The 23,666-nt window shown below is 68.0% G+C and carries 22 protein-coding genes, 1 tRNA gene and 5 pseudogenes; 12 read left to right on the plus strand and 16 right to left on the minus strand.

The genetic code is table 11. The annotated features are described in order from the left end of the window. Window positions 1–11: 11 nt before the first annotated feature. From leuC to ffh, 6 genes and pseudogenes are all read right to left on the minus strand, one after another. Window positions 12–1,420, minus strand: a pseudogene (leuC, locus tag D3874_RS16905) (3-isopropylmalate dehydratase large subunit). A gap of 95 nt (window positions 1,421–1,515) precedes the next feature. Continuing rightward, window positions 1,516–1,898, minus strand: a pseudogene (gene rplS / locus D3874_RS16910) (50S ribosomal protein L19). Between the two features lie 22 nt (window positions 1,899–1,920). Further along, window positions 1,921–2,639: pseudogene (trmD, locus tag D3874_RS16915) on the minus strand (tRNA (guanosine(37)-N1)-methyltransferase TrmD). After that, window positions 2,636–3,235, minus strand: coding sequence for a ribosome maturation factor RimM (gene rimM / locus D3874_RS16920; protein ID WP_119779119.1), 600 nt, complete (start codon window positions 3,233–3,235; stop codon window positions 2,636–2,638). Before rimM ends, trmD begins: the two are co-directional and overlap by 4 nt. A gap of 33 nt (window positions 3,236–3,268) precedes the next feature. Further along, window positions 3,269–3,624 (minus strand): annotated as a pseudogene (gene rpsP / locus D3874_RS16925) (30S ribosomal protein S16). Window positions 3,625–3,675: 51 nt separating this feature from the next. Continuing rightward, window positions 3,676–5,097 (minus strand): signal recognition particle protein, encoded by a 1,422-nt coding sequence (gene ffh, locus D3874_RS16930; RefSeq protein ID WP_119779120.1) that lies wholly within the window; start codon window positions 5,095–5,097, stop codon window positions 3,676–3,678. Between the two features lie 212 nt (window positions 5,098–5,309). On the opposite strand from ffh, the gene D3874_RS30500 reads away from it, so the two are divergent. The 7 genes from D3874_RS30500 (at window position 5,310) to D3874_RS16965 (ending at window position 9,133) form a co-directional block, all read left to right on the plus strand. Next, window positions 5,310–5,432 (plus strand): type II toxin-antitoxin system RelE/ParE family toxin, encoded by a 123-nt coding sequence (locus tag D3874_RS30500; RefSeq protein WP_274380621.1) that lies wholly within the window; start codon window positions 5,310–5,312, stop codon window positions 5,430–5,432. Between the two features lie 14 nt (window positions 5,433–5,446). Beyond that, window positions 5,447–5,734 carry a HigA family addiction module antitoxin gene (locus D3874_RS16940; protein WP_119779122.1) on the plus strand — a complete coding sequence of 96 codons (288 nt, stop codon included), beginning with the start codon at window positions 5,447–5,449 and terminating at the stop codon, window positions 5,732–5,734. Between the two features lie 103 nt (window positions 5,735–5,837). Continuing rightward, complete coding sequence (locus D3874_RS16945; protein WP_119779123.1) at window positions 5,838–6,473, plus strand: hypothetical protein; 636 nt, start codon at window positions 5,838–5,840, stop codon at window positions 6,471–6,473. Between the two features lie 10 nt (window positions 6,474–6,483). After that, window positions 6,484–7,116: a hypothetical protein gene (locus D3874_RS16950; RefSeq protein WP_119779124.1), complete on the plus strand. Its 633-nt coding sequence runs from the start codon at window positions 6,484–6,486 to the stop codon at window positions 7,114–7,116. Between the two features lie 141 nt (window positions 7,117–7,257). Further along, window positions 7,258–7,713, plus strand: coding sequence for a hypothetical protein (locus D3874_RS16955; protein ID WP_119779125.1), 456 nt, complete (start codon window positions 7,258–7,260; stop codon window positions 7,711–7,713). 183 nt (window positions 7,714–7,896) lie between these two features. After that, window positions 7,897–8,325 carry a hypothetical protein gene (locus tag D3874_RS16960; protein ID WP_119779126.1) on the plus strand — a complete coding sequence of 143 codons (429 nt, stop codon included), beginning with the start codon at window positions 7,897–7,899 and terminating at the stop codon, window positions 8,323–8,325. A gap of 340 nt (window positions 8,326–8,665) precedes the next feature. Further along, on the plus strand, window positions 8,666–9,133 hold the full coding sequence (locus tag D3874_RS16965; RefSeq protein ID WP_158596076.1) for a PRC-barrel domain-containing protein: 468 nt from the start codon (window positions 8,666–8,668) through the stop codon (window positions 9,131–9,133). A gap of 112 nt (window positions 9,134–9,245) precedes the next feature. Here the strand turns inward: D3874_RS16965 and D3874_RS16970 are convergent, their stop codons facing one another. From D3874_RS16970 to D3874_RS17000, 7 genes are all read right to left on the minus strand, one after another. Then, window positions 9,246–9,872: a TetR/AcrR family transcriptional regulator gene (locus D3874_RS16970; RefSeq protein ID WP_158596077.1), complete on the minus strand. Its 627-nt coding sequence runs from the start codon at window positions 9,870–9,872 to the stop codon at window positions 9,246–9,248. Then, window positions 9,869–11,674: an N-acyl-D-amino-acid deacylase family protein gene (locus D3874_RS16975; protein ID WP_119779129.1), complete on the minus strand. Its 1,806-nt coding sequence runs from the start codon at window positions 11,672–11,674 to the stop codon at window positions 9,869–9,871. The genes D3874_RS16970 and D3874_RS16975 overlap by 4 nt, the downstream gene beginning before the upstream one ends. Window positions 11,675–11,758: 84 nt before the next feature. Continuing rightward, window positions 11,759–13,138, minus strand: a complete 1,380-nt coding sequence (locus D3874_RS16980; RefSeq protein ID WP_119779130.1) for a tetratricopeptide repeat protein — start codon at window positions 13,136–13,138, stop codon at window positions 11,759–11,761. 98 nt (window positions 13,139–13,236) lie between these two features. After that, a complete protein-coding gene (locus tag D3874_RS16985) occupies window positions 13,237–14,256 on the minus strand; it encodes an FAD:protein FMN transferase (RefSeq protein WP_119779131.1) in 1,020 nt (339 codons plus the stop codon). Then, on the minus strand, window positions 14,253–15,428 hold the full coding sequence (locus D3874_RS16990; RefSeq protein WP_119779132.1) for a 4Fe-4S binding protein: 1,176 nt from the start codon (window positions 15,426–15,428) through the stop codon (window positions 14,253–14,255). The genes D3874_RS16985 and D3874_RS16990 overlap by 4 nt, the downstream gene beginning before the upstream one ends. Continuing rightward, complete coding sequence (locus D3874_RS16995; protein ID WP_119779133.1) at window positions 15,323–16,384, minus strand: hypothetical protein; 1,062 nt, start codon at window positions 16,382–16,384, stop codon at window positions 15,323–15,325. The genes D3874_RS16990 and D3874_RS16995 overlap by 106 nt, the downstream gene beginning before the upstream one ends. A gap of 137 nt (window positions 16,385–16,521) precedes the next feature. After that, the gene (locus D3874_RS17000) at window positions 16,522–16,947 is read right to left on the minus strand and encodes a cupin domain-containing protein (protein WP_119779134.1); all 426 of its coding nucleotides are present in this window, start codon (window positions 16,945–16,947) and stop codon (window positions 16,522–16,524) included. Window positions 16,948–17,048: 101 nt separating this feature from the next. Between D3874_RS17000 and D3874_RS17005 the strand changes: the two genes are divergently transcribed. Then, the gene (locus D3874_RS17005; protein WP_147385701.1) at window positions 17,049–17,507 is read left to right on the plus strand and encodes an OmpA family protein; all 459 of its coding nucleotides are present in this window, start codon (window positions 17,049–17,051) and stop codon (window positions 17,505–17,507) included. A gap of 14 nt (window positions 17,508–17,521) precedes the next feature. Here the strand turns inward: D3874_RS17005 and D3874_RS17010 are convergent, their stop codons facing one another. Beyond that, a complete protein-coding gene (locus D3874_RS17010) occupies window positions 17,522–18,250 on the minus strand; it encodes a fatty acid desaturase CarF family protein (protein WP_119779136.1) in 729 nt (242 codons plus the stop codon). 143 nt (window positions 18,251–18,393) lie between these two features. After that, window positions 18,394–18,469, minus strand: a tRNA-Ala gene (locus tag D3874_RS17015). Between the two features lie 115 nt (window positions 18,470–18,584). Between D3874_RS17015 and D3874_RS17020 the strand changes: the two genes are divergently transcribed. The 3 genes and pseudogenes from D3874_RS17020 (at window position 18,585) to folD (ending at window position 20,098) form a co-directional block, all read left to right on the plus strand. Next, window positions 18,585–18,869 (plus strand): YggT family protein, encoded by a 285-nt coding sequence (locus D3874_RS17020; protein ID WP_119779137.1) that lies wholly within the window; start codon window positions 18,585–18,587, stop codon window positions 18,867–18,869. Window position 18,870: 1 nt separating this feature from the next. Next, window positions 18,871–19,224, plus strand: a complete 354-nt coding sequence (locus tag D3874_RS17025; protein ID WP_119779138.1) for a DUF167 domain-containing protein — start codon at window positions 18,871–18,873, stop codon at window positions 19,222–19,224. Beyond that, window positions 19,221–20,098, plus strand: a pseudogene (gene folD / locus D3874_RS17030) (bifunctional methylenetetrahydrofolate dehydrogenase/methenyltetrahydrofolate cyclohydrolase FolD). The gene D3874_RS17025 and the pseudogene folD overlap by 4 nt, the downstream one beginning before the upstream one ends. 8 nt (window positions 20,099–20,106) lie before the next feature. Here folD and D3874_RS17035 read toward each other — a convergent pair. Then, on the minus strand, window positions 20,107–20,691 hold the full coding sequence (locus tag D3874_RS17035; RefSeq protein ID WP_199699106.1) for a hypothetical protein: 585 nt from the start codon (window positions 20,689–20,691) through the stop codon (window positions 20,107–20,109). 162 nt (window positions 20,692–20,853) lie between these two features. Between D3874_RS17035 and D3874_RS17040 the strand changes: the two genes are divergently transcribed. Beyond that, window positions 20,854–23,625 carry a methyl-accepting chemotaxis protein gene (locus tag D3874_RS17040; protein ID WP_158596078.1) on the plus strand — a complete coding sequence of 924 codons (2,772 nt, stop codon included), beginning with the start codon at window positions 20,854–20,856 and terminating at the stop codon, window positions 23,623–23,625. Window positions 23,626–23,666: the final 41 nt, after the last annotated feature.

The raw sequence follows: 23,666 nt of genomic DNA on the forward strand, positions 1-23,666 counted from the left end.
GTTCTGTCCCCTTACACGCCGAGCTTGCGGATATCGGCCAGATGGCCGGTGACCGCGGCGGCGACCGCCATGGCCGGGCTCATCAGGTGGGTGCGGCCGCCGCGGCCTTGGCGACCCTCGAAGTTACGGTTCGAGGTCGAGGCGCAACGCTCGCCCGGCTCCAGCCGGTCGGCGTTCATGGCCAGGCACATGGAACAGCCCGGCTCGCGCCATTCGAAACCCGCCTCGACGAAGATCTTGTCCAGGCCCTCGGCTTCCGCCTGTTCCTTGACCAGGCCCGAGCCCGGCACGACCATGGCGCCGACATGGGCCGCGACCTTGCGGCCCTTGGCGACGACGGCCGCCGCGCGCAGATCCTCGATCCGGCCGTTGGTGCACGAGCCGATGAAGACCCGGTCGATCTTCACCTCTTCGAGCGGCGTGCCGGGCACCAAGCCCATATAGGCCAGCGAGCGGGTGATCGCGGTGCGCTTGCCCTCGTCGGCCACATCGGCCGGGTCAGGCACCTTGCCGGTGATCGGCAGCACGTCCTCAGGGGAAGTGCCCCAGGTCACCTGCGGCACGATGGTGGCGGCGTCGATGAACAGTTCCTTGTCGAAATGCGCGCCCTCGTCCGAGACCAGGGTCTTCCAATAGGACACCGCCTGCTCGAAGCCGCCGGCCTTGGGCGCGCGGGGCTTGCCGGCGACATAGTCGAAGGTCACCTGGTCGGCGGCGATCAGGCCGGCGCGGGCGCCGCCCTCGATGGTCATGTTGCAGACCGTCATGCGGCCTTCCATCGTGAGGCCACGGATCGCCGAACCGGCGAACTCGATGACATAGCCGGTGCCGCCGGCGGTGCCGATCTTGCCGATGATGGCCAGCACGATGTCCTTGGCGGTTACCCCTAAGCCCAGCTCGCCGTCGACCGTGATGCGCATGTTCTTGGAGCGCTGCTGGATCAGGGTCTGGGTCGCCAGCACGTGTTCGACCTCGGAGGTGCCGATGCCGAAGGCCAGCGCGCCGAAGGCGCCGTGGGTCGCGGTGTGGCTGTCGCCGCAGACGATGGTCATGCCCGGCTGGGTCAGGCCCTGCTCGGGCCCGACGATGTGCACGATGCCCTGGCGGATGTCGGACATCGGCAGATGCTCGACGCCGAACTCGCGGCAGTTGGCCTCCAGCGTCTCGACCTGCAGCCTGGACTCAGGGTCCGCGATACCGGCGGAGCGGTCGGTGGTCGGCACGTTGTGATCGGGCACGGCCAGGGTCGCCTGGGGCGATGCACCTTGCGCCCGGTCAGGCGCAGCCCTTCGAAGGCCTGGGGGCTCGTCACCTCGTGAATGAGGTGACGGTCGATGTAGAGGAGGCCGGTGCCATCCTCGCCCATCTCAACCAGATGGCTGTCCCAGATCTTGTCGTAGAGCGTGCGCGGGCCTGACATGACTTCTCACCTTCCGGCCGGGACAGGCCCGGCCCCCTCACCTATATCGTCCTGCGGCGGCGGCAAAACCAGCCGCCATTTGACGACGAGCGCTATTACTCTGCCTTGGCTTCGCGGCGATCGACCTTCTCGGCGATACGGGCCGACTTGCCGCGACGATCACGCAGGTAATAGAGCTTGGAGCGACGGACCTTGCCGCGGCGCACGACTTCGATCGAGTCGATGCGGGGGCTGTAGAGCGGGAACACGCGCTCGACGCCCTCGTTGTACGAGATCTTGCGCACGGTAAACGAGGCGTTGGCGCCCTTGTGGTTGCGGGCGATGCAGACGCCTTCGAACGCCTGGATGCGCTCGCGGGTGCCTTCGATAACCTTCACGTTGACCTTCAGCGTGTCGCCCGGCGGAAGGCGGGGATGGTCTTGCCTTCCGTCGCCGCGGCGATCTGCTCGGCTTCGAGCTGGTCGATGATGTTGGTCATGAGAGTCAGTCCTTTCCAGATATCAAGATGGGTTTGTTTCGGGTGACCGCGCCTGGTAGCGCGACCAAAGATCGGGGCGGCGTTCGCGGGTCAGGCGTTCGGCCTGTTCGCGGCGCCAGGTCAAAATGCGGCCGTGGTGGCCAGACAGCAGCACGTCGGGGACGCGGCGGCCTTCCCATTCCTGCGGCTTGGTGTAGTGGGGGTATTCGAGCAGATCGCCGTTGAAGCTCTCTTCCGCCAGGGTCTCGGGCGCACCCATGACCCCGGGGATCAGCCGCACCACGGCATCGATCAGGCACAGCGCGGCGGGCTCGCCGCCCGAGAGGACGAAATCGCCGATCGAGACCTCTTCCAGGCCGCGGCCGTCGATCACCCGCTGGTCGACGCCTTCGAAGCGGCCGCACAGCAGGATGACGCCCGCCCCTGGGCAATCTCCCTCGCCCGGGCTTGAGTCAGCGGCTTGCCCCGGGGCGAGAGATAGATCGCCGGGGCATCGGCCAGGCCGTCGCGGGCCGCATCGATGGCGCGGGCCACCACGTCGGCCTTCATGACCATGCCGGGGCCGCCGCCGGCGGGCGTATCGTCGACCATGTGATGGCGGTCAGTGGCGAAGCCCCGGATATCCAGTGCCGCGAGGCGCCACAGATCCTCGGCCAGCGCCCGGCCGGCCAGGGAATGGCCCAGCGGCCCAGGGAACATCTCCGGGAACAGGGTCAGCACGCGCGCGGTCCAGGGGGTCATGGCTGGCCCTCCCTCGGCACGTCGGCCTCGCCCTGGTCGAGCCAGCCTTCCGGCGGGGCGACGATCACGCGGCCGTTCTTCACGTCGACCACCGGCACGGCCTGCCGGGTGAAGGCCAGGAAGGCGGAACCGCCGGCCGCCAGGGCAACCTCGATCATGTCGCCCGCGCCGAAGTCCTGGATCGACAGGACACGGCCGAGCTTGTCACCCGCCTCGTCCTCGACGGCCAGGCCCAGCAGGTCGGCGTGATAGAATTCATCCTCGCCCACCGGCGCCGGCAGGGCCGCGCGTGCCACGAAGAGTTTCAGGCCGCGCAGGGCTTCCGCCGCATTGCGATCGCCGACCCCGTCGATCCGGGCGATCACCGCCTTGCCCTGCTCGCGCAAGACCTTCAGCGTCAGGACCTGGCCGCGATCAGTGGTCACCGGGCCATAGGCCCCGACGTCCACCGGCTCGGCGGTGAAGGATTTCACCTTCACCTCGCCCCTGATGCCATGGGCGGCCGCGATCGCACCGATGCAGACATAGTCCGGCCCTTCGACCACGGCGGGTGCCGTGGTGCCGGTCGTCTGCTGGCTGGTGCTTGCGCGAACCATGGGATCGGGCCTTGGGTCCTGCTGTCTCTAGGCTCAGGCCTCGGCAGCCGCCGCGGCGGCCGCTTCGGCGGCCTTGGCACGCTCCTGCGCCTTGGCCTTGGGGCCGACTTCTTCGGACGCTCGGTGTAGGCGGGGACCTGCACCAGGCCGGCCTTGCCCAGGAACTTGGTCACGCGCTCGGACGGCTGGGCGCCCTGCGAGATCCAATAGGTCAGGCGCTCGGCGTTCAGGGTCACGCGGTCGGCATGATCGGCCGCCAGCAACGGGTTGTAGGTGCCCAGGCGCTCGATGAAGCGGCCATCACGGGGCGAACGGCTGTCGGCAACGACGATACGGTAGTACGGACGCTTCTTGGCGCCGCCGCGCGACAGGCGAATGGTGAGCGACATATGAGGTTCCTCTTCTGGTCTGATCTGTTGAACTGGTTGATTGCGTTGAAACTATTGGCCTAAGCCGCCAAAACCGCCGGTGCCGCCAGGGCCGCCGAACCCGCCGGGGGGCATGCCGCCGCCACCGCCGAAGAGCGCGCCCAAACCGCCGCGCATCATTCCCTTCTTCCCCAGCTTGGCCATGCGCTTCATCATGTCGGCCATCTGCTGGTGCTGCTTCAGCAGCTTGTTCACATCCTGCACCGAGGTGCCGGAACCCTTGGCGATGCGCACCTTGCGCTTGGCCTGGATGATGTGGGGGTTCTTGCGCTCCTTGGGCGTCATCGAGGAGATGATCGCCTCCTGGCGCTTGATCGCCTTGTCGTCGATATTGGCCTTGGCCATCTGGTCCTTGACCTTGGCGATGCCCGGCAGCATGGCCAGCATGCCCTGCATGCCGCCCATCTTGCGCATCTGCTTGAGCTGGCCCGCCAGGTCGTCCAGGTCGAACTGGCCCTTGGCCAGCTTCGCCGCCATCTTCTCGGCTTCGCGCTGGTCGATCGTCTCGCTGGCCTTCTCGACCAGGGAGACGATGTCGCCCATGCCTAAGATACGGCCGGCGATGCGGTCGGCGTGGAAGGTCTCGAGCGCCTCGAGCTTCTCGCCCACGCCCATCAGCTTGATCGGCACGCCGGTGACCGAGCGCATGGACAGGGCCGCACCGCCGCGGCCGTCGCCGTCGATACGAGTCAGCGCGATCGAGGTCAGGCCCAAGCGATCATGGAACTGCTTGGCGGTGGTGACCGCGTCCTGGCCGGTCAGGCTGTCGGCCACCAGCATGATCTCGTGCGGGTTGGTCTCGCGCTTCACCGCCTCGATTTCGGCCATCAGGGCCTCGTCGATGTGCAGGCGGCCGGCGCTGTCCAGCAGGACGACGTCATAGCCCTGGAGGCGGGCCGCGGTCATCGCCCGCTTGGCGATGTCGACCGGGTTCTGCCCGGCAATGATCGGCAGGGTGGCCACGCCGGCCTGCTCGCCCAGAACCTTCAACTGCTCCTGCGCCGCCGGCCGGCGGGTGTCGAGCGAGGCCATCAGGACTTTCTTCTTGTCCCGGTTGGTCAGGCGCAGGGCGATCTTGGCCGTGGTGGTGGTCTTGCCCGAGCCCTGCAGGCCGACCATCATGATCGGCACGGGGGCGGGCGCGTTCAGGTCGATCTCGGTATCCTGGGCCCCGCCCAGCATCTCGACCAGGTGGTCATGGACGATCTTGATGACCATCTGACCCGGCGTGACCGAGCGGACCACGTCCTGGCCGATCGCCTTTTCCTTCACCGAGGCGACGAATTCCTTGACCACGGGCAGGGAAACATCGGCCTCGAGCAGGGCAAGGCGGACCTCGCGCAGCGCTTCCGAAACGTCGGAATCGGTCAGCGCGCCCTTTTTCGTCAGGCGCCCGAATACGTCTGAAAGACGGTCGGAAAGGCTTTCGAACATGCTAACCGGTTGATCCTGTTTCGGTTTGCCCCGCTCAACGCCAAGTGCGCCGGCGGGCGAAAACTCGCTGACCGGCGGACGCCCTTGGGCGCGGCGGATACAAAAATCCGTCGAAGAGGCCGGACAATGATCGAAAGCCCCGGCTTTGTCAAATCGCTAGCGACATCGAGAAGAACACATTCCGTACTACACTGGCCAGAGTATCCGTCGGTCTGCATAAGCTCGCCGGAAACCGAAAAGGGCAGTGGGCAATGACCGTGAACGGCCCCTGGAGGCTCTGCTTCAGGTTTGAAGACGGCGACGCCTGGGATGTCGAGATCGTGGACTATCATTGAAAGGACGTGGAAACATGCTGCCCATCCACCCCGGTCGGGTCTTGAAGCGTGAGCTTGCCGCACGGGATCTGTCGGCCAACCGCCTCGCGCTGGCGCTCCATGTGCCGTCAGGCCGGGTCACCGATATCCTGAACGGCAAGCGCGGCATTTCCCCTGAGACGGCACTGCGGCTGGGGCGCTTTTTCGGCAACAGCCCGCGTTTCTGGCTCAACCTCCAGACGGCCTACGAGCTTGCCATGGCCGAGCGTGAGATCGGCGAACGCGTCGCGGCGGAGGTCCAGCAGGCGCCAGCAGCGGCTTGAGCGTGATCACCATCACGCCCCGAGCTGGTCGAGATCGACAGCCGAACCCGGGCTCGGTAGCGTCGAGGCCAACTACCAGACAAGAAGCTGGAAAGGCCTGCCCATGCTGCTCGATTCCGACCAAGAGGGGAAATTGCGCGAGAAGGCGCGAAAGCTCGTGGAATCGGTGGTGCCGTTCAAGTACGGCGACACCAACTACCAGGAAGTCTGCAAATTCTTCCAGAAAGGCTTCGGCACCAGTTGCGGCTGCCTGTGCCACTGGATGATGTACAAGCTGGGCGCCGCCAACCCCGACATCGTCAACTGGACCGACGCGGCCCGCGGCCTGTCCTTCGTCGCCGGGGCCAACATCAGCCGCATCTATCACAAGAACACCTCGCCCTTCGTGGCCTGCGCCGGGCGCGGCATCAACCCGCTGATGCTGGGGCTGCGCCCCTCGACCGGCGACATCGTCTTCATCCACCAGCCGGGCGGGCCGCAGAACAAGGAACATGTCTTTGTCTTCCTCGACGAGGTGCGCCAGGGCGAGCGCACCAAATGGAAGACGGCGGAATCCGGCCAGGAAGGCGGCACCGATTCCAAGTTCAAGACCCGGGTGCTCCACCTGCCCACCAAGGACCTGAAGCTGGGCGGGGAGGTCAAGATCAGCGACATGGACAATACCGGCCCCGCCGACGGCGACCGCACGGTGATGGGCTGGCTCGACCTGTCGAAGCTCGACTACGTCGGCACGCCCTGACGGCCGCCAGATGTCCGGCCCCCTGTCCGAACAGGCCCTGCGCAACAGGGCGCGAAGCCTGATCAGGTCCGTGGTGCCGTTCGGACCCGGCGAGCCCGGCTACCACGAAGTCTGCAAATTCCCTGAGATCGGCACGGGCGCCAGCAGCAGCCTGTGCCATTGGCTGCTCTACCGGCTGGGGGCGGTCAATCCCCACATCGTGAACTGGACCGATCCGAGCCGCGGCCTGGCATTCGTTCCCGGCGCCAATATCCGGCGGATCTATCACCAGGGCCGGCGGCCGTTCTGGAGCTGCAACAGCCTCGGCACCAATGCCCTGCTCTGCGGCGTCCGCCCCAGGACCGGCGACATCGTCGTCCTCAACCAGCCCGGCGGCTCCCGGCGGCGGTCGCACATCTTCGTCTTCCTCGACGAGACCCATCACGGCAACCACATCGAATGGACAACCGCCGAGTCCAGCCATGAGGGCGGGCTCGATGCGAAAATCAGGAAGCGGGCCCTGCACTTGCCCCTGGGTGCGGATTTCCATCGCGATGCCGACGTGACGATCGGCGATAGCGGAGATGCCGCCCCCACCCCCACCGATCGCGTGGTGACGGGCTGGCTGCCCCTGACCTTGCTCGACTACCGGTCCCCGCCCTGAGGCCTGCCACGCCTCGACCACAATCGCGCGGCAGCGGCCCGCGGCTACGGGGTCAAGAGCTTCGACCCGGCGATCCCCGACGACTGGCTGCAGGCCTCGCGCAACGGCGGCATGACCCGGATGAATCGGGTTCATCTTCAAATGGGCCAGATCTATTACCGCTTCTGCGATGCCAAGCGCTTCGCCGCCGACTGGGAACGGCAGGCCAAGGGGCCCTGGTGGATGGAGGCCGAGAGTTTCTTCGAGATCCAGCGCTTTGCCCGCGCCCATGCCCATATCCGCAGCTTCGCCGCCCAGCACGGCCAGTCGGGGCTGAGCTATTCGACCCAGCTTCACTTTGCCGTGCCTTATGAATGGGGTGATTGCGGCTGCCTGGTGATGGCGCGCCTGGTGCAGCGGATCGATGCCTGGAAGGGTTGGGGCGGGACCGCCCTGCTCTCCGACGATCCGGCCCGGCGCGACGAGCGTGACGGCGGCGCCAAGTTCATCCCGCTGCAAAAGCCCGAAATCTACCAGCTCTACATCCCCGAGGTCTGGACGCATTTCGGCGCCGCCTTCGAGGTGATCGACAAGGGCAGCGCCCACAAATTTGCCTGACCCGGCCGCCGGGCGCCGCCCCCGCCCGCCTCTTTGCCCTGCGAGACTTTTCGTGTTACCTTGAGCCATCACGGTTCAAGGGGGGCTGTCCGGGGGGACGGTCTTGAGCCGTCAACATGGGGCGATCCCGGAACGACGGGCGCCCGCCGGGAGGGCGCCGTGGGGGCTGACAGGAAAATTCCAATGGGGCTGGCCCGTGCCGGCCTCGTGTTGGCGCTGCTGGGCGCCGGGCTGGCCGGCTGCGCGCCGATCCGCTACTTCGGGACGCCACAGACATTCTTCAGTTTCAAGGATGTCTACGTCGTCGAATACGCGTACGAAAATCCCGAGTACCGCGAGCCGACGGCCGCCGACCGGGCCGCCGGGCGCGACAAGACGATGAATCGCGGCTATGCCATGCGCGATCCCACGACCGAAACGCTCTACAACGCCGAGCCGGTCTATAACGCCGACGGCTCCATCGCCAGCTTCAAACTGACGCCCGGCGGCCAGAAGGAAAAGGACGACTACGACCGCCAGCGCCTGGGCTTCGTGCCGCCGCCCGCCCGCGAGGGTGGCGGCGATGGTGGTGGGGGTGGCGGCGGTGGTGGCGGCGGGGGCGGCGGCGACTGAATGCAGTAGCCGCGCCAGCCTATTGCGCTGCCGTTCCTCACAACAGGCCGTGAATCGCATTCAGGTCCAAATCAATGGATTTCGGACCTGGAGCCTCATGCCCGGACCATGAGCGATAGAAATATGCCGCCCGCCAGGCGCCCCCTTGGAGGATAGTGGCGGCCGGAACCAATCACTGTTCCCCTCGTTGTCTAGGCATGGTCCGGCTTGGACTATCACTCGTCATCCATCGGCGCGGAATCAACTATCGATACCGCGGCCGGTGACGTGCAGGTCGCATGGGTTGCGGCCGAACACGGCCGCACTCCCGCGGTCGATGACCGTCATGAGGAGAACTTTCATGAACAAGACACTGTCTGCCATCGCCCTGTCGGCCGTGGTTGCCGGCGCCGCCGTACCGGTGTTTGCCCAGTCGTCGCCGAGCGCCCCCAGCGCCGGCACCTCTGAATCAGCGCCGACGATAACCGCGCCGACCCCGGGCGCCGCGACGACCGTGCCGACCCCGGACACGACGGCAGCGGCCACGCCCAAGGGCACTGACATGCGCGCAGGCGATCTGATCGGCGCCGAAGTGACCAATTCGACCGGCGAAGCCGTCGGCGAAATCGAGGACCTGGTGATCGGTCCCGACCAGAAGGTGACCGGTGCGATCGTCTCGGTCGGCGGCTTCCTGGGCGTGGGCGACAAGCTCATCTCGATCGCGCTGAGCGATATCCAGGTGACCCCGACGAAAGACGGCGAGTACCAGGTCATGGTCAGCGCGTCCAAGGATGAGCTGAAGGCCCTGCCGGCGGTCGAAGCAAACTGACCGCGGCCGAGGGCCGCCAGGACCAACTGGTGGGCCGTATCCAGGAGCGTCACGGCAAAACCAAGGTGTCCTGCAAGCGCCGCCGGAGCAATCCGGCGGCGCTTGTCTGTGTTCAGGCCGCATAGGAGCGGACGAGCGACTTGACCAGATTGACCAGGAGTCCCATGCGGCGTTCCTCCAGTTCGGGAAATTGCAGCACCGAACGGGTCAGGGCCTCGCCATCAAACAGGTGCAGGGCCGAGGAGACGATCACGCCCAGGAGATCGGGCGGCAGCTTGCCCACCCCCGGCATGCGCGCGGTGGCCGCCGCGATGGCATCGGCATAGCGCGTGCTGAACCCGACCAGTGCCCGGTGCAGCAGCGGATCGGTGCGGGCCGCCACCACCAGTTCGTAGAATACTGCGTTGATGGGCGCGCGGCAGGCGTCGCGGATCCGGTACAGGGCCGTGACCAGCGGGTCCTCGCCATCGACCGCCTGGGCCAGCCCCCTCTCGGCATTCTCGATCTGGCGACGCGCGACCTCCTCGGCCGCCGCCATGATCAGGTCCAGCATCGTGTCGAAATGCCGGAACAGCCCGCCGTGCGACACGCCTGCGCGCAGGCATACCTCCTTGACCGAGGTACGGGCGTAGCCCACCGCGAGCAATGAGTCGATCGTCGCATCCACCAGCCTGGCCACCGTCGCCTCGCGACGGTCGCGCTGGGTCCGGCGCGGCAAAGCCGTGGCGATATCGCTCACGCGGCCTCGCTGGATCGTACCGGGGCGGGGGCATCAACGCTGCCGCGCGGCTCGCCTGCCCGCAGGAAGCGACCGGTGCGCTCGCTCTTGCCGAAGGACGGGGCGAATTTGGCGTCGCGGAACACCACCCGGCCACCGACCAGGGTGGCGGCGACCGCGGCATCACTGTCGTTCACCATGCGCCGCAACCCGCCGAAGGCCGGCATCTCGGCCTCATGGCTGACATCGACGGCGGCATCGAGGCCCCGGGGATCGATCACTGCGACATCGGCGCGATCACCCTCGCGCAGGGTTCCCGCGTCGACGCCATAGAAGCCGGCCAGTTCGCCGGTGAGGCGATGCACCGCCTGCTCCAGCGACATGAAGGGCCGGCCCGCCTGCACCGCGTCGTGGACCCTTTTGAGGAAGCGGATCGGGGCATTGTAGAAGGCCATGTTGCGCAGATGGGCGCCGGAATCGGCAAAGCCCATTTGGAGAGCAGGGTGGGATGCGACCTGGTCCAGCACCGCCGGCCGATGGTTGGCCACGGTCATGCGCCAACGCACCTTCTGGCCATGGGCGACGACCAGATCGAGGAAGCCGTCCACCGGGTGTGCGCCGCGCTCGTCGGCCACCTGGCCGAACGATTTGCCGATGACGCTGGCATCGGGGCAGTCGACGATCTCGGTATCGTGGAAATCGCGTTTCCACATGCGCAGGTCGAAGCGTTGCTCGTACTGGCGGCGGAAGGCGCGGCGATAGCCTTCGTTCTGCAGCAGCTTGTTGCGCTCGACCTCGTCCTTCAGGTGCAGGGCGGCGCGGCCGCTGCCGAATTCCTCGAAGATCACGAAATCGATGCCGTCGGCATAGACCTGGAACGGCACGGGCACGTGCTGCCAGACCAGATCGCTGCGCAACAGCGTATTGGACAGCCGCGTGCTGCCCAGTTGAACCGCCAAGGTTCCAGACGGCGCCGACTTGCTGTCGACCGCGACCAGCAGCGAGGTGCGCAGGGGCTTGCGCACGAAGAAGCCGCAGCTTTCCATGACGAAGAGCAGGCCGTTCAGGGGATTGGTGGTGTTGGGCGCGCTCTGCAGCACCCGCCCCTTGCGCCGCAGCACCTTGTTGAGCGCCCGGTACTCACGCCAGGTGGCGAAGGTCGAGGGCAGGGATTTCGAGCGGTAGCGGTCGCCGTCCAGCTTGTCCCACGGCGTGGTCATCGAGGAGAGCCCCAGGAAGCCCGCGTCGATCGCATCCTCCAGCAAGGACTCCATCTGCCGCATCTCGGTCTTGTCGGGGCGGACTCGGTCGTCGACCGCGCGGCCCAGGCCCATGACATGGGCGCGCAGGTCGGAATGACCCAGGAAGGCGGCAACATTGGGGCCTAGCGGCAGGGATTCCAGATGACGGACATAGCCCGCCGCGGTGTCCCAGGTCTTGATGCGTTCCAGCGACGAGAGCACATGTTCGCGCGGAATGGCCTCGACCCGGCTAAACAGGTCGGCGCAGTCGAGCGCGTCGGCATGGATGGTCGAGAGCGAGCAACTGCCCAGGAAGACGCTGGTGACACCATGGCGCACCGACTCGTTGAGCCCCGGCGCGACCAGGATCTCGGCATCGTAGTGGGTATGAATGTCGACGAAGCCGGGCAGCACCCATTTGCCCTTGGCGTCGATCACCTCGGGGCAACCGATCAGGGACAGCGGCTCGGGCGAGACCGTGGCCACCCGCCCGTCACGGATGCCCAGGTGGCGCTGGGCCGGGGCTGCGCCCGTGCCATCAAACCAAAGGCCGTTCTGGATGATCACGTCATAGGCGGCCATGGGCAGGTTCCCGGTGCAAGGGCAGATGACCCACCTTACATAAGATAGAGACTGATCGCAATCTAAGTTTGAGCCCCTGGTGCTTCAGGCGGCGTAGGAACGGGCCAGGGCTTCGGCTCGATGGTCCGCATCGGCGGCGCGCGCCATCGCGCCTTCGATCCGCGCCAGCCGGCCGAGATCGCGGAAATGCTGGGCCACGGTCGGGCGGCGGCGGGCGCGATCGGCCAGCAAGGGGCTCAGTGCCGTGCCCCGGCGGGCACGCAGACCGGAATCGATGAAGGTCTGGACGAAGAGATCGCGCTGGGCGTGGCTGCCGCCGATCTGAGCCAGCCGCGGCAGCAGCGGCCCGATCGCCTCCGCCGCGGCCTCGAACCGGCCGCGCGCATGGTCGAGGATGCCGCGCGCCAGCGGCAGGGCGACATCGCCCCAAGCGCGCCGGCAGTGCCGCCTCGCCTGCGCCGCGTGATCCTCGAGACTGGCCAGGAACCGCGCCGCCTGCGTCTCCAGCCCGGCCCGCGCCAGGGCATAGAGATAGTGCAGGTCGAGGAACGGCTCGACATGGTCGCTTTCGCGGCCGGCGATGTGATGGGCGACATCGTGCCAGCGCGCGCCGACATCGACGCCGCGCATTTCCAGGCGCCACAGGGTCGCGACCGCATTCACCTGATCCTGGGAATATTCCTTCCACACGCCCCAGATGCGCTGATCGTAAAGGCCCAGGACGTGGGCGGTATCGTCGCGGTCGAGATGGAACAGCGCCAGGTGCCACCAATTATGGGTGAGCATGAAGGAATTGCAGTCGTCCCAGGTCTCGGCATGGGCCTCCAGCCAGTCGATGCCTTCGTCGATGCGGCCTTCGGTTTCCATGACATGGGCGACGGCATGATGGGCCCAAGGTTCGCGCCGGCGCAGTTCGACGGCGAAACGGCCGGCGATCTCGGCATCGCGCAGGCGGTGGCATTCCTCGAGCGCGAAGGCACGCATGCCGTGGGCATGAGGATCATCGCGGTTCTGCGCCATCACCGCCTCGATCAGGGCCAGCATGCCCGCGGCATCGCCGCGGTTGAACTGATGATACTGGGCGAGTTTCACATTGCCCAGGTCGCGCGGCCATTGCGCGGCGATCTCGGTATGCAGGCGGATCGCCAGGTCGGCATCGCCCTTGGCCCAGGCCTCGACCGCGAAGAGATAGAGCTGCTCGCGCCGGCTGGCCTTGTCGGCATGGAGCCGCGCCTTGGCCAGGTAGGGCTGCGCCGCCCGTCGGCCGGCCGCCGATTCCATGAACAGGTTCAGCACCGCGCCCTGGGTCTGGGCCAGGACGCAGCGCGGGTCGGCGGCGATCCCCTCGAAGATCGCCGTGGCGCCCTGGCCATAGCCCAGCCAGTGATCGACCATGCGATCGATCGCGGCGACCGCTACGGGATTGTCCGTGGTCACGTCACTGCCGCGCGCGTCCTTCAGCATGGGTCCCCTCCCCGCTCGTTCCCATGACAATTTGAGGACGGGCGGGGTGGGGATGCAACAGGCGATCTCGCCCGCGCCCGGTCTCCCGGCAAGTCGCTTCAGACTGCCCCGATGCCGGGGCCTAGGGCGGCGGTCCGGCCGGCCTTGTCGACGAGATAAGCGATCGCCCCCGGATCGAGCGCGAGCAGGTCACCGACCCGGGCGGGGCCGACCACCATGGCCGCCGTCGACAGGCCGTCCGCCATCAGCCCGCTGGAGGCGACGATGGCACATTCGGCGAGCGCACGCGGGCTGTGGCCCGACCAGGGTTCGACGATATGGTGTTCGGCGAAGTCCGGGGTCCAGAAGGTCTGGTTGTCGGCCGAGGTGGCGACGAAACGGCGGTCGGCCAGGGAAAATTCGGTCAGCAGACGGCCCACGGCGCGCGGGTCGGCGATCCCGACCCGCCACGGCCCGCGATTCGGCCGGCCGCCACGGGCTCCCAGTTCGCCGGTGTCGATGAAGGCGTTGCGGATTCCGCAGGCGGCAACGGCGGCCATCACCCGATCGGTCGCCAGGCCCTGGGCCAGCGCATTCAGGGTCAGCCCCATGCCGTTGCCGGCGAAGGCGACCGCCGCCTCCGCCACCCTGACCGCGCGGTAGCCGACCCGGGTGACCGCGGCCGCCAGGGTGGCCGCATCGGGCATGCGGCCCTGCAGGTGGGCGTCCCGCCAGGCGCACCAGATCGGCTGGACGGTCGGGTCGAAGGCGCCATCGGTTGCTTCCGCCAGGTGCAGCGCGAAGCGGACCATGGCCAGGAAATCGGCCGAGGGGTGGTCCAGCCGCCCGTCGCGGTTGAGGCGGGCGATCTCCGAGCCCGGATCGAACAGGTTGGCCGCCCGCTCGATCGCGCGGATGGCGGCGAAGGCAGCCTCGAAGGCCGGTTCGATTGCCGCCGCGCCATCGTCGACCAGCGTAACCGAGACGGTCGTGCCGAAGGCAAGGCCCGAACGCCGGACCATGCTCGCCTCGGGACGGCGGGCCAAGACGATGTCGGCGCCGAGCGCCAGGCCGGCACAGCCCGCCGCCGCCAAGCCCAGGACGAAGCGCCGGTCGGGCCCCTTGCCATCCGCTGTCATGGCGTCTGCTCCTTCGCCCGCGCCATCCGCCGGTCGTCGAGCACCAGCGGCACGCAGGTCCTGCGGTCTTCGTGGATCACCACGCAGTCCATGCACTGGAAACATTCGACGTAATCGATCCTGCCGCTGGCCGAGATCGCGCCGTAGCGACAGCGGCGCTCGCACAGCCGGCAGGGCGAGCCGCATTCGACGCGGCGTGCGATCCAGTCGAAGCGGCGGGCCAGGCCCAGGATCGCCACGAAGGCGCCGAGCGGGCAGAGATAGCGGCAGAAGCCCTTGTAGACCACGAGGTTGACGGCCAGCAGTACGACCGCCCAGGCGACCGCCGGCCACTCCCGCAGGAAGACGACGGTGATCGCGGTTTTGAACGGCTCCACCTCGGCTGCGACTTCAGCCGCCGCGGGCCAGAGGACAACGATCGCCAGGAAGGCCAGAAGGACGAGATATTTCAGGCCGCGCAGCCGCCGGTCCAGCCCGGGCGGCACCCGCCACTGGCGAAGGCGAAGGCGCCGCGGGATTTCCGCCAGCAATTCCTGCATCGCCCCGAAGGGGCAGAGCCAGCCGCAGAAAGTGCCCCGACCCCAGACCACCGCGCTGACCAGCACCACGCCCCAGAGCACGAGACTGGGCGGATCCCACAGCAGGAAGCCGAGATCGCCGGTCACCAGCACCGCCTTCACGACACCCGCCAGCGTCACGATCGAGAGTTGCGCCTGAAAGAGCCAGCCCACCACCACCAGGGTGAAGACCATGAAACCCAACCGGAAGCCGAGCACCAGGGTCGGCCGGCGCATGGTCGCCGGCTGCCAGGCCAGGACCGCCGCGAGCAGGGCGAGGGCCGCCCCCAGCACGGCGAGGTCGCCCGCGCGGTCGTGCCACATGGAGCGCCAGCCGGTATCCTCGGGTGAGGCACCGGCTGGCGACTGGAACCATTCCGCCGGCAAGGTGACGTCGATGGGAAAATCGGCCGTCGCCCGCTCCGGCCGGAACTGGCCCTTCTCGCGGATCAGGCGAAGCGTCAGGCGCCAGGGGCTGGCCGGATCGAAGCCGGCGAGACCGAACACTTTCAGGACGACATGCGGACCTTGCGGCGCGTCGGCGAGGGCCAGGGGCTTCTCATAGACGTAATCCTTGATGTCCAGCGGCAAGCCGCCCTGCGACAGCGCCAGCATGTCCGGCGTGGCGCCGTGGACATAGGGCTCGTCGAACGGGCGGTAGCGCCCCCGACCGCGACGAACAGGGCATGGGCGCCATCCAGCCCCTCCGCCATGTCGGCCCAGTCGGCGGCGCCGAGCAGGTTGGCGCCGACCGTCGGGATGTTGAGATAGGCGACCCAGAGATCGGCGAAGACGCCGTCCGGATCGCGGAGGGCGAGGGGATCGGTACGCTCGCCCGCGGTGCCGGCGAAGGCCTTCTCGACATCTCGTTCGCGGAGCACCAGATGGACGGCGAGGCCGGCGCGTTCCAGACCGGCGAAATCCATCGCCTCGACCTCGGGCCTTGGATGCGCCGGCGCCCGCGGCGGCCCGCTTATCCCGAGCTTTGCACGGGCGACGGCCAGTGCCGCGCCCAGCACGCTTTCATTGATGATGCGGACCGAGGCGGTCGCCTTGGCGACGCCGTCGATCACCTCGTTGGTGCCGCTCTCGCCCTGGGCCGACTGGCGCTCGCGCGGGATGCCGACCTTGACGTTCTGGGCCAGCGTCTTGCCGGCATATTGGGCGACGAAGGCATTCAGCGGCTCCGGCCCCAGGCCGTGCAGGAACACCGGCTCGTGCTGGGAGACCACCGAGACGCTCTGGAAACTGCCGTCGACCCCGAGCACGACCAGCAGGTCGGGCGGCGTCCCGGAAAATCCGGGGATCGGTGCGAAATCGACACTTTCGAAGACATAGCCGGCGAGCTTGTCCGCCCCGCCCTCGCTGCGGAAAAAGGGATAGACCGGCAGGTCGGGGTCCTTCTGGCCCAGGCTGAAGGGCGGGGAGAATTGTGTGGCCAGGGCATCCCGTGTCAGCTCGCCCGCCCGGGCGGGCACGGCGGTCCCGGCAAGGCCAAACACCAGAAGTAACGCAAGCAGGCCTGCGACGATCCCGGCGATCGCCTGTCGCCAGGAATATGCGGTTCCCATCTCGCCCCCGAGGAAGCCTTCTTGCGAAAGCTAGCATCGCGGCCATGGCGGCGTCGCTGCAAACGGGCGGGCCCCGCCTCGTCTTTTCGTATCATATCGCCTGCACACTTGGGCAAACGAGCCTGGGCGTTTCGGCCTCAAGGCTTGGTCACGGTATTGACGGTGGTGCCCGCCGGCGTCTGGTCGATGACCAGCAGTTCGACCGGCACGGCACCGGTATTTTCGCCGTAGTGCCATTGGTCGAGTACCTCGACGATGAAATCGCCCGGCTTGTAATCGAAGCGCTGGCCGGTATCGACGTCGTAGACGGTGAGATTGCCGGCCTGGACATAGGCATAGCGCTGGCTGGGGTGCTTGTGGACCGGCAGCTTGGCGCCCGGCTCGATGACATAGCGCGACACGCCCACGGTGACAGGCCCCGCCGGCAGGGCGATCGGCTGGCCCGAGGCGGTGGTGGCGGTCGACAGAATCGGGGTGACCGTGACCGGCTTGCGGGCACCGTCGCCCCAGGCGATGCCGGGCAGCAGGCAAACAGCAGCCAAACTCAGGCACAGGCGGCGCATTCTCTTCCCCGATCCCCGTTGTCGATTGAAAATTGACGGCGATCGCAGGATGCCCGCCCGGTGTTAATGAATCATCAACCGGCAGGCGAGTGGAGAGGACGATGACAATGTCAGCCGCACGGGGGATCTGTTCCCTTGCCCTGATCGGGCAGCTGCTGGGCGGCTGCGCTCAGACCGCCGACATACCTCCGGCTGGGGCCGAAAACGGCGATCAATCCTGCTGCCCGGCAGACTATTCCTACATGGTGTTCTTCGACTGGAATTCGACGGCCATCAACGATGAGAGCCGCGGAATCATTGCTGACGCTGTCACCATGTTTCGGGCGATCGGGGCCTCGACCATCGTCCTGAGCGGGCACGCCGACAGATCGGGGCCAGCCGGTTACAACTTGGTTTTGTCAAGGAAGCGGGCAGAGGCGGTCAAAGCCCTTGTCACCGCACTCGGCATCGCCGCCGGCCGCGTCGTGACGATCGGCAAGGGTGAGCGCTGGCCTCAGGTGCCAACGCAAGACGGCGTTCGCGACCCACAGAATCGGCGCGTGGAGTTCGTGTTCGAGTGATCCGACCAGAGCCGCTATCCGGCAGTGGTCGCGGTCTTGTCCCGGGCGGGCTCCAGCCCCGCCGGGTTGAAGCTGCCGCGGGCCTTGAGCCAGTTGAAGACGCGGTTCAGCACCGGGTTGGACCAGCCGCTGATGGTCGCGAAATCGCGGTCCAGCGTGGCGTGGTGCAGATCGTGGGCTTCCACCGTGATGAGCAGGTGCAACCGCCGCATGACGGGGATGATCCACGGGTTCGCCCGGCGGTGGAGCGTGCCGTGGAAATATTGCGACAGGGTGCCGGCGATCAGCGCGGTGACGGCGCCGGCCATGAACCACGGCGGCACCGGCAGGGTCAGCCAGGCGAGGTTGAGCAGCAGCGAGACCGGCAGGGTGAGGACGGCAACGGTCGCCCAGACCTGGGCCAGGAGATCCCGCCGCCCCAAGGTCAGGGGGCGGGGATGATGGGCCTTGAAATCGAAGACCAACTGCTCGAAGAGATTCAGCTTCGACATGATCTCGCGGTGCAGCGCCTTGTAGGCCGGGCTGCCGCGGTGGCCCTCATAGAAGAACAGCTCATCCAGCCTCGAGCCTTCGGCGCAGGGCCGATAGTCCATGTACATGTGGATGAGGCCCGAGGCGAAGTCGGCAATGTACCAGGCGGCCAGCATGGCGGGCACGATGCGCCAGTCCGGCTGGGCCAGCACCGGCACGGTATTCAGGGCGATCGAAGCGCAGAACCCAAGAGCCGCCGCGCGTTTCCACATGCCGTTCCCTCGACCGGAGGTGCCGGCCCGCAAGCCAGGGGGCCAGCCCGACTCCTAGCATGACCGGGCAAGTCAGCCAACCGGCGCCGGGCGGGACGGCTGAAAACGACTGCTTTTCGAGAAATTCGCGCCGCGGGGGACGGTGGTGGAGCTGAGCGGAATCGAACCGCTGGCCTCCTCATTGCGAACGAGGCGCTCTCCCAACTGAGCTACAGCCCCATACCCGCCGCTGGCGAAGGCGCGCACTATCCTCAAGCGGGGTGGCGCTGTCAAGCGGGTTGCGCGAAGCCCTGCCAGGCCCTACATCCCGGGGGCCTCTCCCCGGAAGGATGTCATGATCGCGCTTATCCAAACCATTGATTTGATCCTGGGCCTCTATACCTGGGTGCTGATCATTTCCGCGGTCATGTCCTGGCTGATCGCCTTCAACGTGGTCAACGCCTACAGCCCCGCCGTGCGCTCGATCGGCCAGGTGCTCTATGTCCTGACCGAGCCTTTGCTGCGCCCGATCCGGCGCATCCTGCCGGCCACCGGCGGGGTCGACTTCTCGCCCATCGTCCTGCTGATCGCCATCTTCTTCCTGCGCCGCTTCATCCCCGAGATACTGCTCGGCCTGTGATATGACCGGCCTGCCCTATAGTGCCGAGGCCGGCGGCAAGGCGGTGCGCCTCGCCGTCAAGCTGACGCCCAGGGCCTCGCGCAATGCCCTGGACAGCATCGTGGCCGGGGCCGACGGGCGGGCCGCGCTGGTGATCAGGCTGAACGCGCCGCCGGTCGACGGGGCCGCCAACGAGGCCCTGATTCGCTTCGTGGCCGACGGCCTGCACCTGCCCAAATCCGCCGTGGTCATCAAGTCGGGCCACACGTCGCGGCAGAAGCTGCTGGTGATCGAGGGTGCGGCACCGGCGTTGTTGCAGCGCATCGAGGAATGGCTTAAGGCGGCACTTTCAAAATCGCGACAGGGCGCCCCATGACGGCAGCAGTGATCGACGGCAAGGCTTTCGCAGCGGGCCTGCGCGGGCGCATCGCCCAGGCGGTGGCCGGGCTGGGCTTCACCCCGGCCTCGCCGTGGTGCTGGTGGGCGACGATCCGGCCTCCCAGGTCTATGTCCGCAACAAGGGCGAGCAGACCCGCGCCGCCGGCATGAATTCCTTCGAATACCGCCTGCCCGCCACGGCCAGCGAGGCCGAGCTGCTGGCCCGCGTCGCCGCCCTCAATGCCGATCCGGCGGTCCACGGCATCCTGGTGCAACTGCCCCTGCCCAAGCACATGGACAGTGCCAAGGTCATCGACCTGATCAACCCGGACAAGGACGTCGACGGCTTCCACGTGGTCAACGCCGGCCGCCTGGCCGTGGGCGCCGCCGGTACCGTGCCCTGCACGCCGCTGGGCTGCCTGATGCTGATCAAGGACCGGCTGGGCGACAATCTGGCCGGGCTCGACGCCCTGGTCATCGGCCGTTCCAACATCGTCGGCAAGCCGATGGCCCAGCTCCTGCTGCGCGAGAGCTGCACCATCACCATCGCCCACTCGAAGACCCGCGACCTCGCCTCGCTGGCGCGCAAGGCCGACATCCTGATCGCCGCGGTGGGGGTCGCCCAAATGGTCAAGGGCGACTGGGTGAAGCCCGGCGCCGTGGTCATCGACGTCGGCATGAACCGCGTGGCCAAGCCGGACGGGAGCGGCACCCGCCTGGTCGGCGATGTCGACTATCCGGCGGTAGCCGAGGTCGCCGGCCACATCACGCCGGTGCCGGGTGGTGTCGGCCCCATGACCATCGCCTGCCTGCTGGCCAATACGCTGACGGCGGCCTGTGCCCAGGCCGGGCTGCCGCCGCCCGCGCTATAGCCTGGCTCTCAGGGCAGTTTTTCGACGTTCACGCCGACGGTGACGGCGCCGATGGCGTGGCCGTCGGCGGGATCGACGATGGTCCGGCTGACCTGGGAGACGAAGGCCTTGGCCGAATCGTCGAAGTCGACCTCGTCGATCAGGCGCCCGCCGGGGCCGGCGCCGAAGCTCTTCTGCCACTTGGCCTCGTCACCCTGCCAATAGTCGCTGGTGACGCTGCTCTGGCCGACGTTGAGACCCTTGTCGTCCATCACGAAGATTTCCAGGAACAGGCCGTCGCTGGCCTTGGCCTTGCCGGCGAGGAATTGCGACAGGGCGTTCGAGGTAACCTCGGTGATCATGGGGCCGCCGCCGGCCTTGGCCTCGGCGCGCCACTGTTTGTCCAGCGTGTCGATCGCCGCCTGATCCAGGGCCGCGTTCTTGGCGTTCTGCGCCTTCACCGCCGCGATCACCGCGGGATCGGCCGCCCAAGCCCCGATGTTCTCGTCGAGGACCTTGTTGAGGCCCGGTTCGAAATCGTTGGCAGCCTGCGCGCCAAAACCCAGCCCCATCGTGGCGACCAGAATAGTCGCGCCCAGCATTCTACGGATCATTTCTTCCTCCCGGCCTGCGAGTTCTCTCGTGCCAAAGGAAAAACTAGGCCGTGGCGCTTAACTCGAGGTTAAGCAGGCGCGCGGTTTGATCATGCCCGAACGAACAAGCGGGCAGGCAACACGGGCATGTCGATCAGGGGACGCATAGCGACGGGATTCGCCTTGGCGATCGCGCTCACCGTTGGCGTGGCCGCCATCGGCTACGTCAGCCTCGAGGAATTCGCCGGCCATATCGGCATCAGCCACGATGTAACCGCGATCGAACGCGGGCTGGCGCTCGTTCGCGGCGCCGGCCAGGTCGACGCGGCGGCAGCCGGCCAGGTCGATGCGCTGGCCGATCAGGCCCGCGGCCTGGTGCCGGCGCTGGGCAGCAGCGCGGCGGCGATCGCCGATGATCTTTCAGCCTATGCCGGCGCCATCCGCGCCGCGGCCCAGGCGCAGAGCGCCGGCGACCTGGCGGCCGCGGAAATCTACACGATCACGCAATCGTTGCGGACCGCGGCGGCAGCCATCGAGCGCGACGCGGCACAGGCGGCCGGCGCCCGTGAAAACACCTTCAATACGGCGCGAGCGGTGGCCGCGGCCGGGCGCGAGACGGCCGAGCGCGCACGCGGGCTCGCACGGGCCGCCGACGCGGCAGGCCGCGCCGTGCAGGATTTCCTGCTGGGCGACGAGACGGCCAAGGACCGGGTCGCCGACTCCCTGCGCGCCACCTTTTCGCTCGCGGTCGATCTGAAACGGCGCCTGGGCGACGAAGAGCACGCCGCCACCGCCCTCGTGGTCGGGCAATATGCCGCCCAGTTGCGCCAGGGCTTTGCCGCGATCGTCGAGGCCCAGGCCGCGACGGTACTGGCGAGCGCACAGATGCGTGAGGCCAGCACGAGCGCCAGCAACGCCGCCAAACGCTTTGCCGGCCTCGCCGGCTCGCTGCTGCAGGTCTCGGACGGCGATGGCAGCGGCGGGGACGGAACCTGGCGCGACACGGCACGCGAGATCGAGCGCCTGGGCTTTGAAGCCAGTTTCGCCGCCGAGGCCTTCCGCGCCGATGGCGACGAGGCCGATGCGCAGGCGGCCAAGACGGCCATTCGAGACGTCTACACCAAGGTGACCGCCCTGCGGCGTTCGGTGCCGCGCGGCGCCATGGAGGAGGTCGCCGCCGGCCTGGCGAACGAGGCGCAAAGCTACCGCACGGCGCTGGCCGCCCTGATCGAGGCCAAGGCCCAGCTCGACGCGGCACAAGCCGAACTCGCAACCCAGCGCCTGGCGACCCAAGCCTCGGCCAGGCAGATCGCCGGGCTGGCGGAAGAACTGGCGCAAGGCGAGAGCAGCGAGGCGGCCCGATCGGACGAGGACGCGGCCCAGGCCCTGGCCGCGCTGACCCAGGCGCGCGCGACCGCTGCCCAGGCGGCCAGCCTCGCCGCCGGGGCCCGCGATATCGAGGTCCAGGTGAACCGTTTCCTGCAAGGCGAGGACGCCCAGGCCGACGCCGTGATCCTGGCACTGGGCCAGGCCCTCGACGCCCTGGGCAGCGGCAACGGCTTCGACACGGCGCGTGCCCAGGTGACCGATCTCGCGGCCGGCTTCGCCCGCTTGAAACAGGCGACGGCGACCTTGCAGGCGGCCCGCACCGGCATGAGCGACGCGGCCGCGCAGGTGGCGCGGAATGTCGCCGAGGTGGTCGGCCGGCAGGACGCCATGGCGCGCGACGGCCGCGGCGGCGCCGAGACTTTCGTGCTGATCGGGGCGGCCGTCGCGGTGCTGCTGGGCATTGCCGCGGCACTCCTGATCAGCCGCAGCATCGCCCGGCCGCTGGTCGGGGTCACCGGCATCATCCGGCGCATCGCCGACGGCAATCTCGACATCGCCGTCGAGGGCGGCGAGCGCCGCGACGAGGTCGGCGAGATCGCCCGGGCGGTATCGATCCTGCGCGACCGCGGGCGGGAAGCGGCCGTCCTGGCGGCCGAGGCCGAAACCCTGCGCCAGGGCGGCGAGGCCGAACGCCGCGCCCGGCGGGAAGCCGAACGCCAGGCCGAGATCGCGCGCCAGGAAGAGGCAGAGCAGCAGCGCCGCAAGGCCGAACAGGAACGGCGCCAGGAGACCCGTGCGCTGGCCGATCGGTTCGATGCCGAGATCAGCACCATCGTCCAGGCGCTGGCCACGGCCGCGCAGGAGCTGGAAGGCAACGCTCGCATGATGACCGGCTCGGCGCAACAGGTGAGCATCGAGGCCGAGGGCGGGCGCGCCGCCACCGGATCGGCGCTTTCGGGTGCCCAGTCGGTCTCCGCCGGGGCCGAGCAGCTATCGGCATCGGTCGCCGAAATCGGCCGCCGCATTTCCGATTCGAGCCATCGCACCAGCGAGGCCGCCGCCCAGGCCGAACGCAGCCGGCGCACGGTGGGCAGCCTCGCCGACGCGGTGGCCCAGATCGGCGAAATCGCGGGGCTGATCTCGGCGGTGGCGGGCAAGACCAACCTGCTGGCGTTGAACGCGACGATCGAGGCGGCGCGCGCCGGCGAGGCCGGCAAAGGTTTTGCCGTGGTGGCAGCCGAGGTGAAGGATCTCGCCAACCAGACCGCGCGTGCAACCGAGCAGATTACCCAGCAGATCGACAGGATCCAGGGCGCCACCCAGGAATCGGTCGCCGCGATCTCCGGGGTCGCGGCAGCGATCAGCGAGTTGAATGCCATTGCCGCGGCCATCGCCGCCGCCACCGAGCAGCAGGGTGCCTCGACCAAGGAAATCGCCAGCAGCATCATGCAGGTCGCCGATGGTGCCGCGACGGCCGACCAGGCCATCGAGGTCGTGCTGTCGACAGCCGGCGCGACCGGCGAAGCGGCGCACCAGGTGCTGGCGGCGGCAACCGCCATCTCGGCCGAGACTGCCGGCCTGCGGGCGCGGGTCGACGGCTTCCTCACGCAGGTCAGGGCTGCTTGACGGCAATCTTGACAGCGTCCCGGCGGCGCGTTCGATTGGGC

Source organism: Oleomonas cavernae, assembly GCF_003590945.1.
GTDB classification, from domain to species: domain Bacteria; phylum Pseudomonadota; class Alphaproteobacteria; order Zavarziniales; family Zavarziniaceae; genus Zavarzinia; species Zavarzinia cavernae.

Excerpts from the sequence above, each read along its gene's own strand:
- rimM (WP_119779119.1), bottom strand. The coding sequence starts at position 3,235 with ATGGTTCGCGCAAGCACCAGCCAGCAGACGACCGGCACCACGGCACCC.
- ffh (WP_119779120.1), bottom strand. The coding sequence starts at position 5,097 with ATGTTCGAAAGCCTTTCCGACCGTCTTTCAGACGTATTCGGGCGCCTG.
- D3874_RS16940 (WP_119779122.1), top strand. The coding sequence starts at position 5,447 with ATGCTGCCCATCCACCCCGGTCGGGTCTTGAAGCGTGAGCTTGCCGCA.
- D3874_RS16945 (WP_119779123.1), top strand. The coding sequence starts at position 5,838 with ATGCTGCTCGATTCCGACCAAGAGGGGAAATTGCGCGAGAAGGCGCGA.
- D3874_RS16950 (WP_119779124.1), top strand. The coding sequence starts at position 6,484 with ATGTCCGGCCCCCTGTCCGAACAGGCCCTGCGCAACAGGGCGCGAAGC.
- D3874_RS16955 (WP_119779125.1), top strand. The coding sequence starts at position 7,258 with ATGGGCCAGATCTATTACCGCTTCTGCGATGCCAAGCGCTTCGCCGCC.
- D3874_RS16960 (WP_119779126.1), top strand. The coding sequence starts at position 7,897 with ATGGGGCTGGCCCGTGCCGGCCTCGTGTTGGCGCTGCTGGGCGCCGGG.
- D3874_RS16965 (WP_158596076.1), top strand. The coding sequence starts at position 8,666 with ATGAACAAGACACTGTCTGCCATCGCCCTGTCGGCCGTGGTTGCCGGC.
- D3874_RS16975 (WP_119779129.1), bottom strand. The coding sequence starts at position 11,674 with ATGGCCGCCTATGACGTGATCATCCAGAACGGCCTTTGGTTTGATGGC.
- D3874_RS16980 (WP_119779130.1), bottom strand. The coding sequence starts at position 13,138 with ATGCTGAAGGACGCGCGCGGCAGTGACGTGACCACGGACAATCCCGTA.
- D3874_RS16985 (WP_119779131.1), bottom strand. The coding sequence starts at position 14,256 with ATGACAGCGGATGGCAAGGGGCCCGACCGGCGCTTCGTCCTGGGCTTG.
- D3874_RS16990 (WP_119779132.1), bottom strand. The coding sequence starts at position 15,428 with ATGCTGGCGCTGTCGCAGGGCGGCTTGCCGCTGGACATCAAGGATTAC.
- D3874_RS16995 (WP_119779133.1), bottom strand. The coding sequence starts at position 16,384 with ATGGGAACCGCATATTCCTGGCGACAGGCGATCGCCGGGATCGTCGCA.
- D3874_RS17000 (WP_119779134.1), bottom strand. The coding sequence starts at position 16,947 with ATGCGCCGCCTGTGCCTGAGTTTGGCTGCTGTTTGCCTGCTGCCCGGC.
- D3874_RS17005 (WP_147385701.1), top strand. The coding sequence starts at position 17,049 with ATGACAATGTCAGCCGCACGGGGGATCTGTTCCCTTGCCCTGATCGGG.
- D3874_RS17010 (WP_119779136.1), bottom strand. The coding sequence starts at position 18,250 with ATGTGGAAACGCGCGGCGGCTCTTGGGTTCTGCGCTTCGATCGCCCTG.
- D3874_RS17020 (WP_119779137.1), top strand. The coding sequence starts at position 18,585 with ATGATCGCGCTTATCCAAACCATTGATTTGATCCTGGGCCTCTATACC.
- D3874_RS17025 (WP_119779138.1), top strand. The coding sequence starts at position 18,871 with ATGACCGGCCTGCCCTATAGTGCCGAGGCCGGCGGCAAGGCGGTGCGC.
- D3874_RS17035 (WP_199699106.1), bottom strand. The coding sequence starts at position 20,691 with ATGATCCGTAGAATGCTGGGCGCGACTATTCTGGTCGCCACGATGGGG.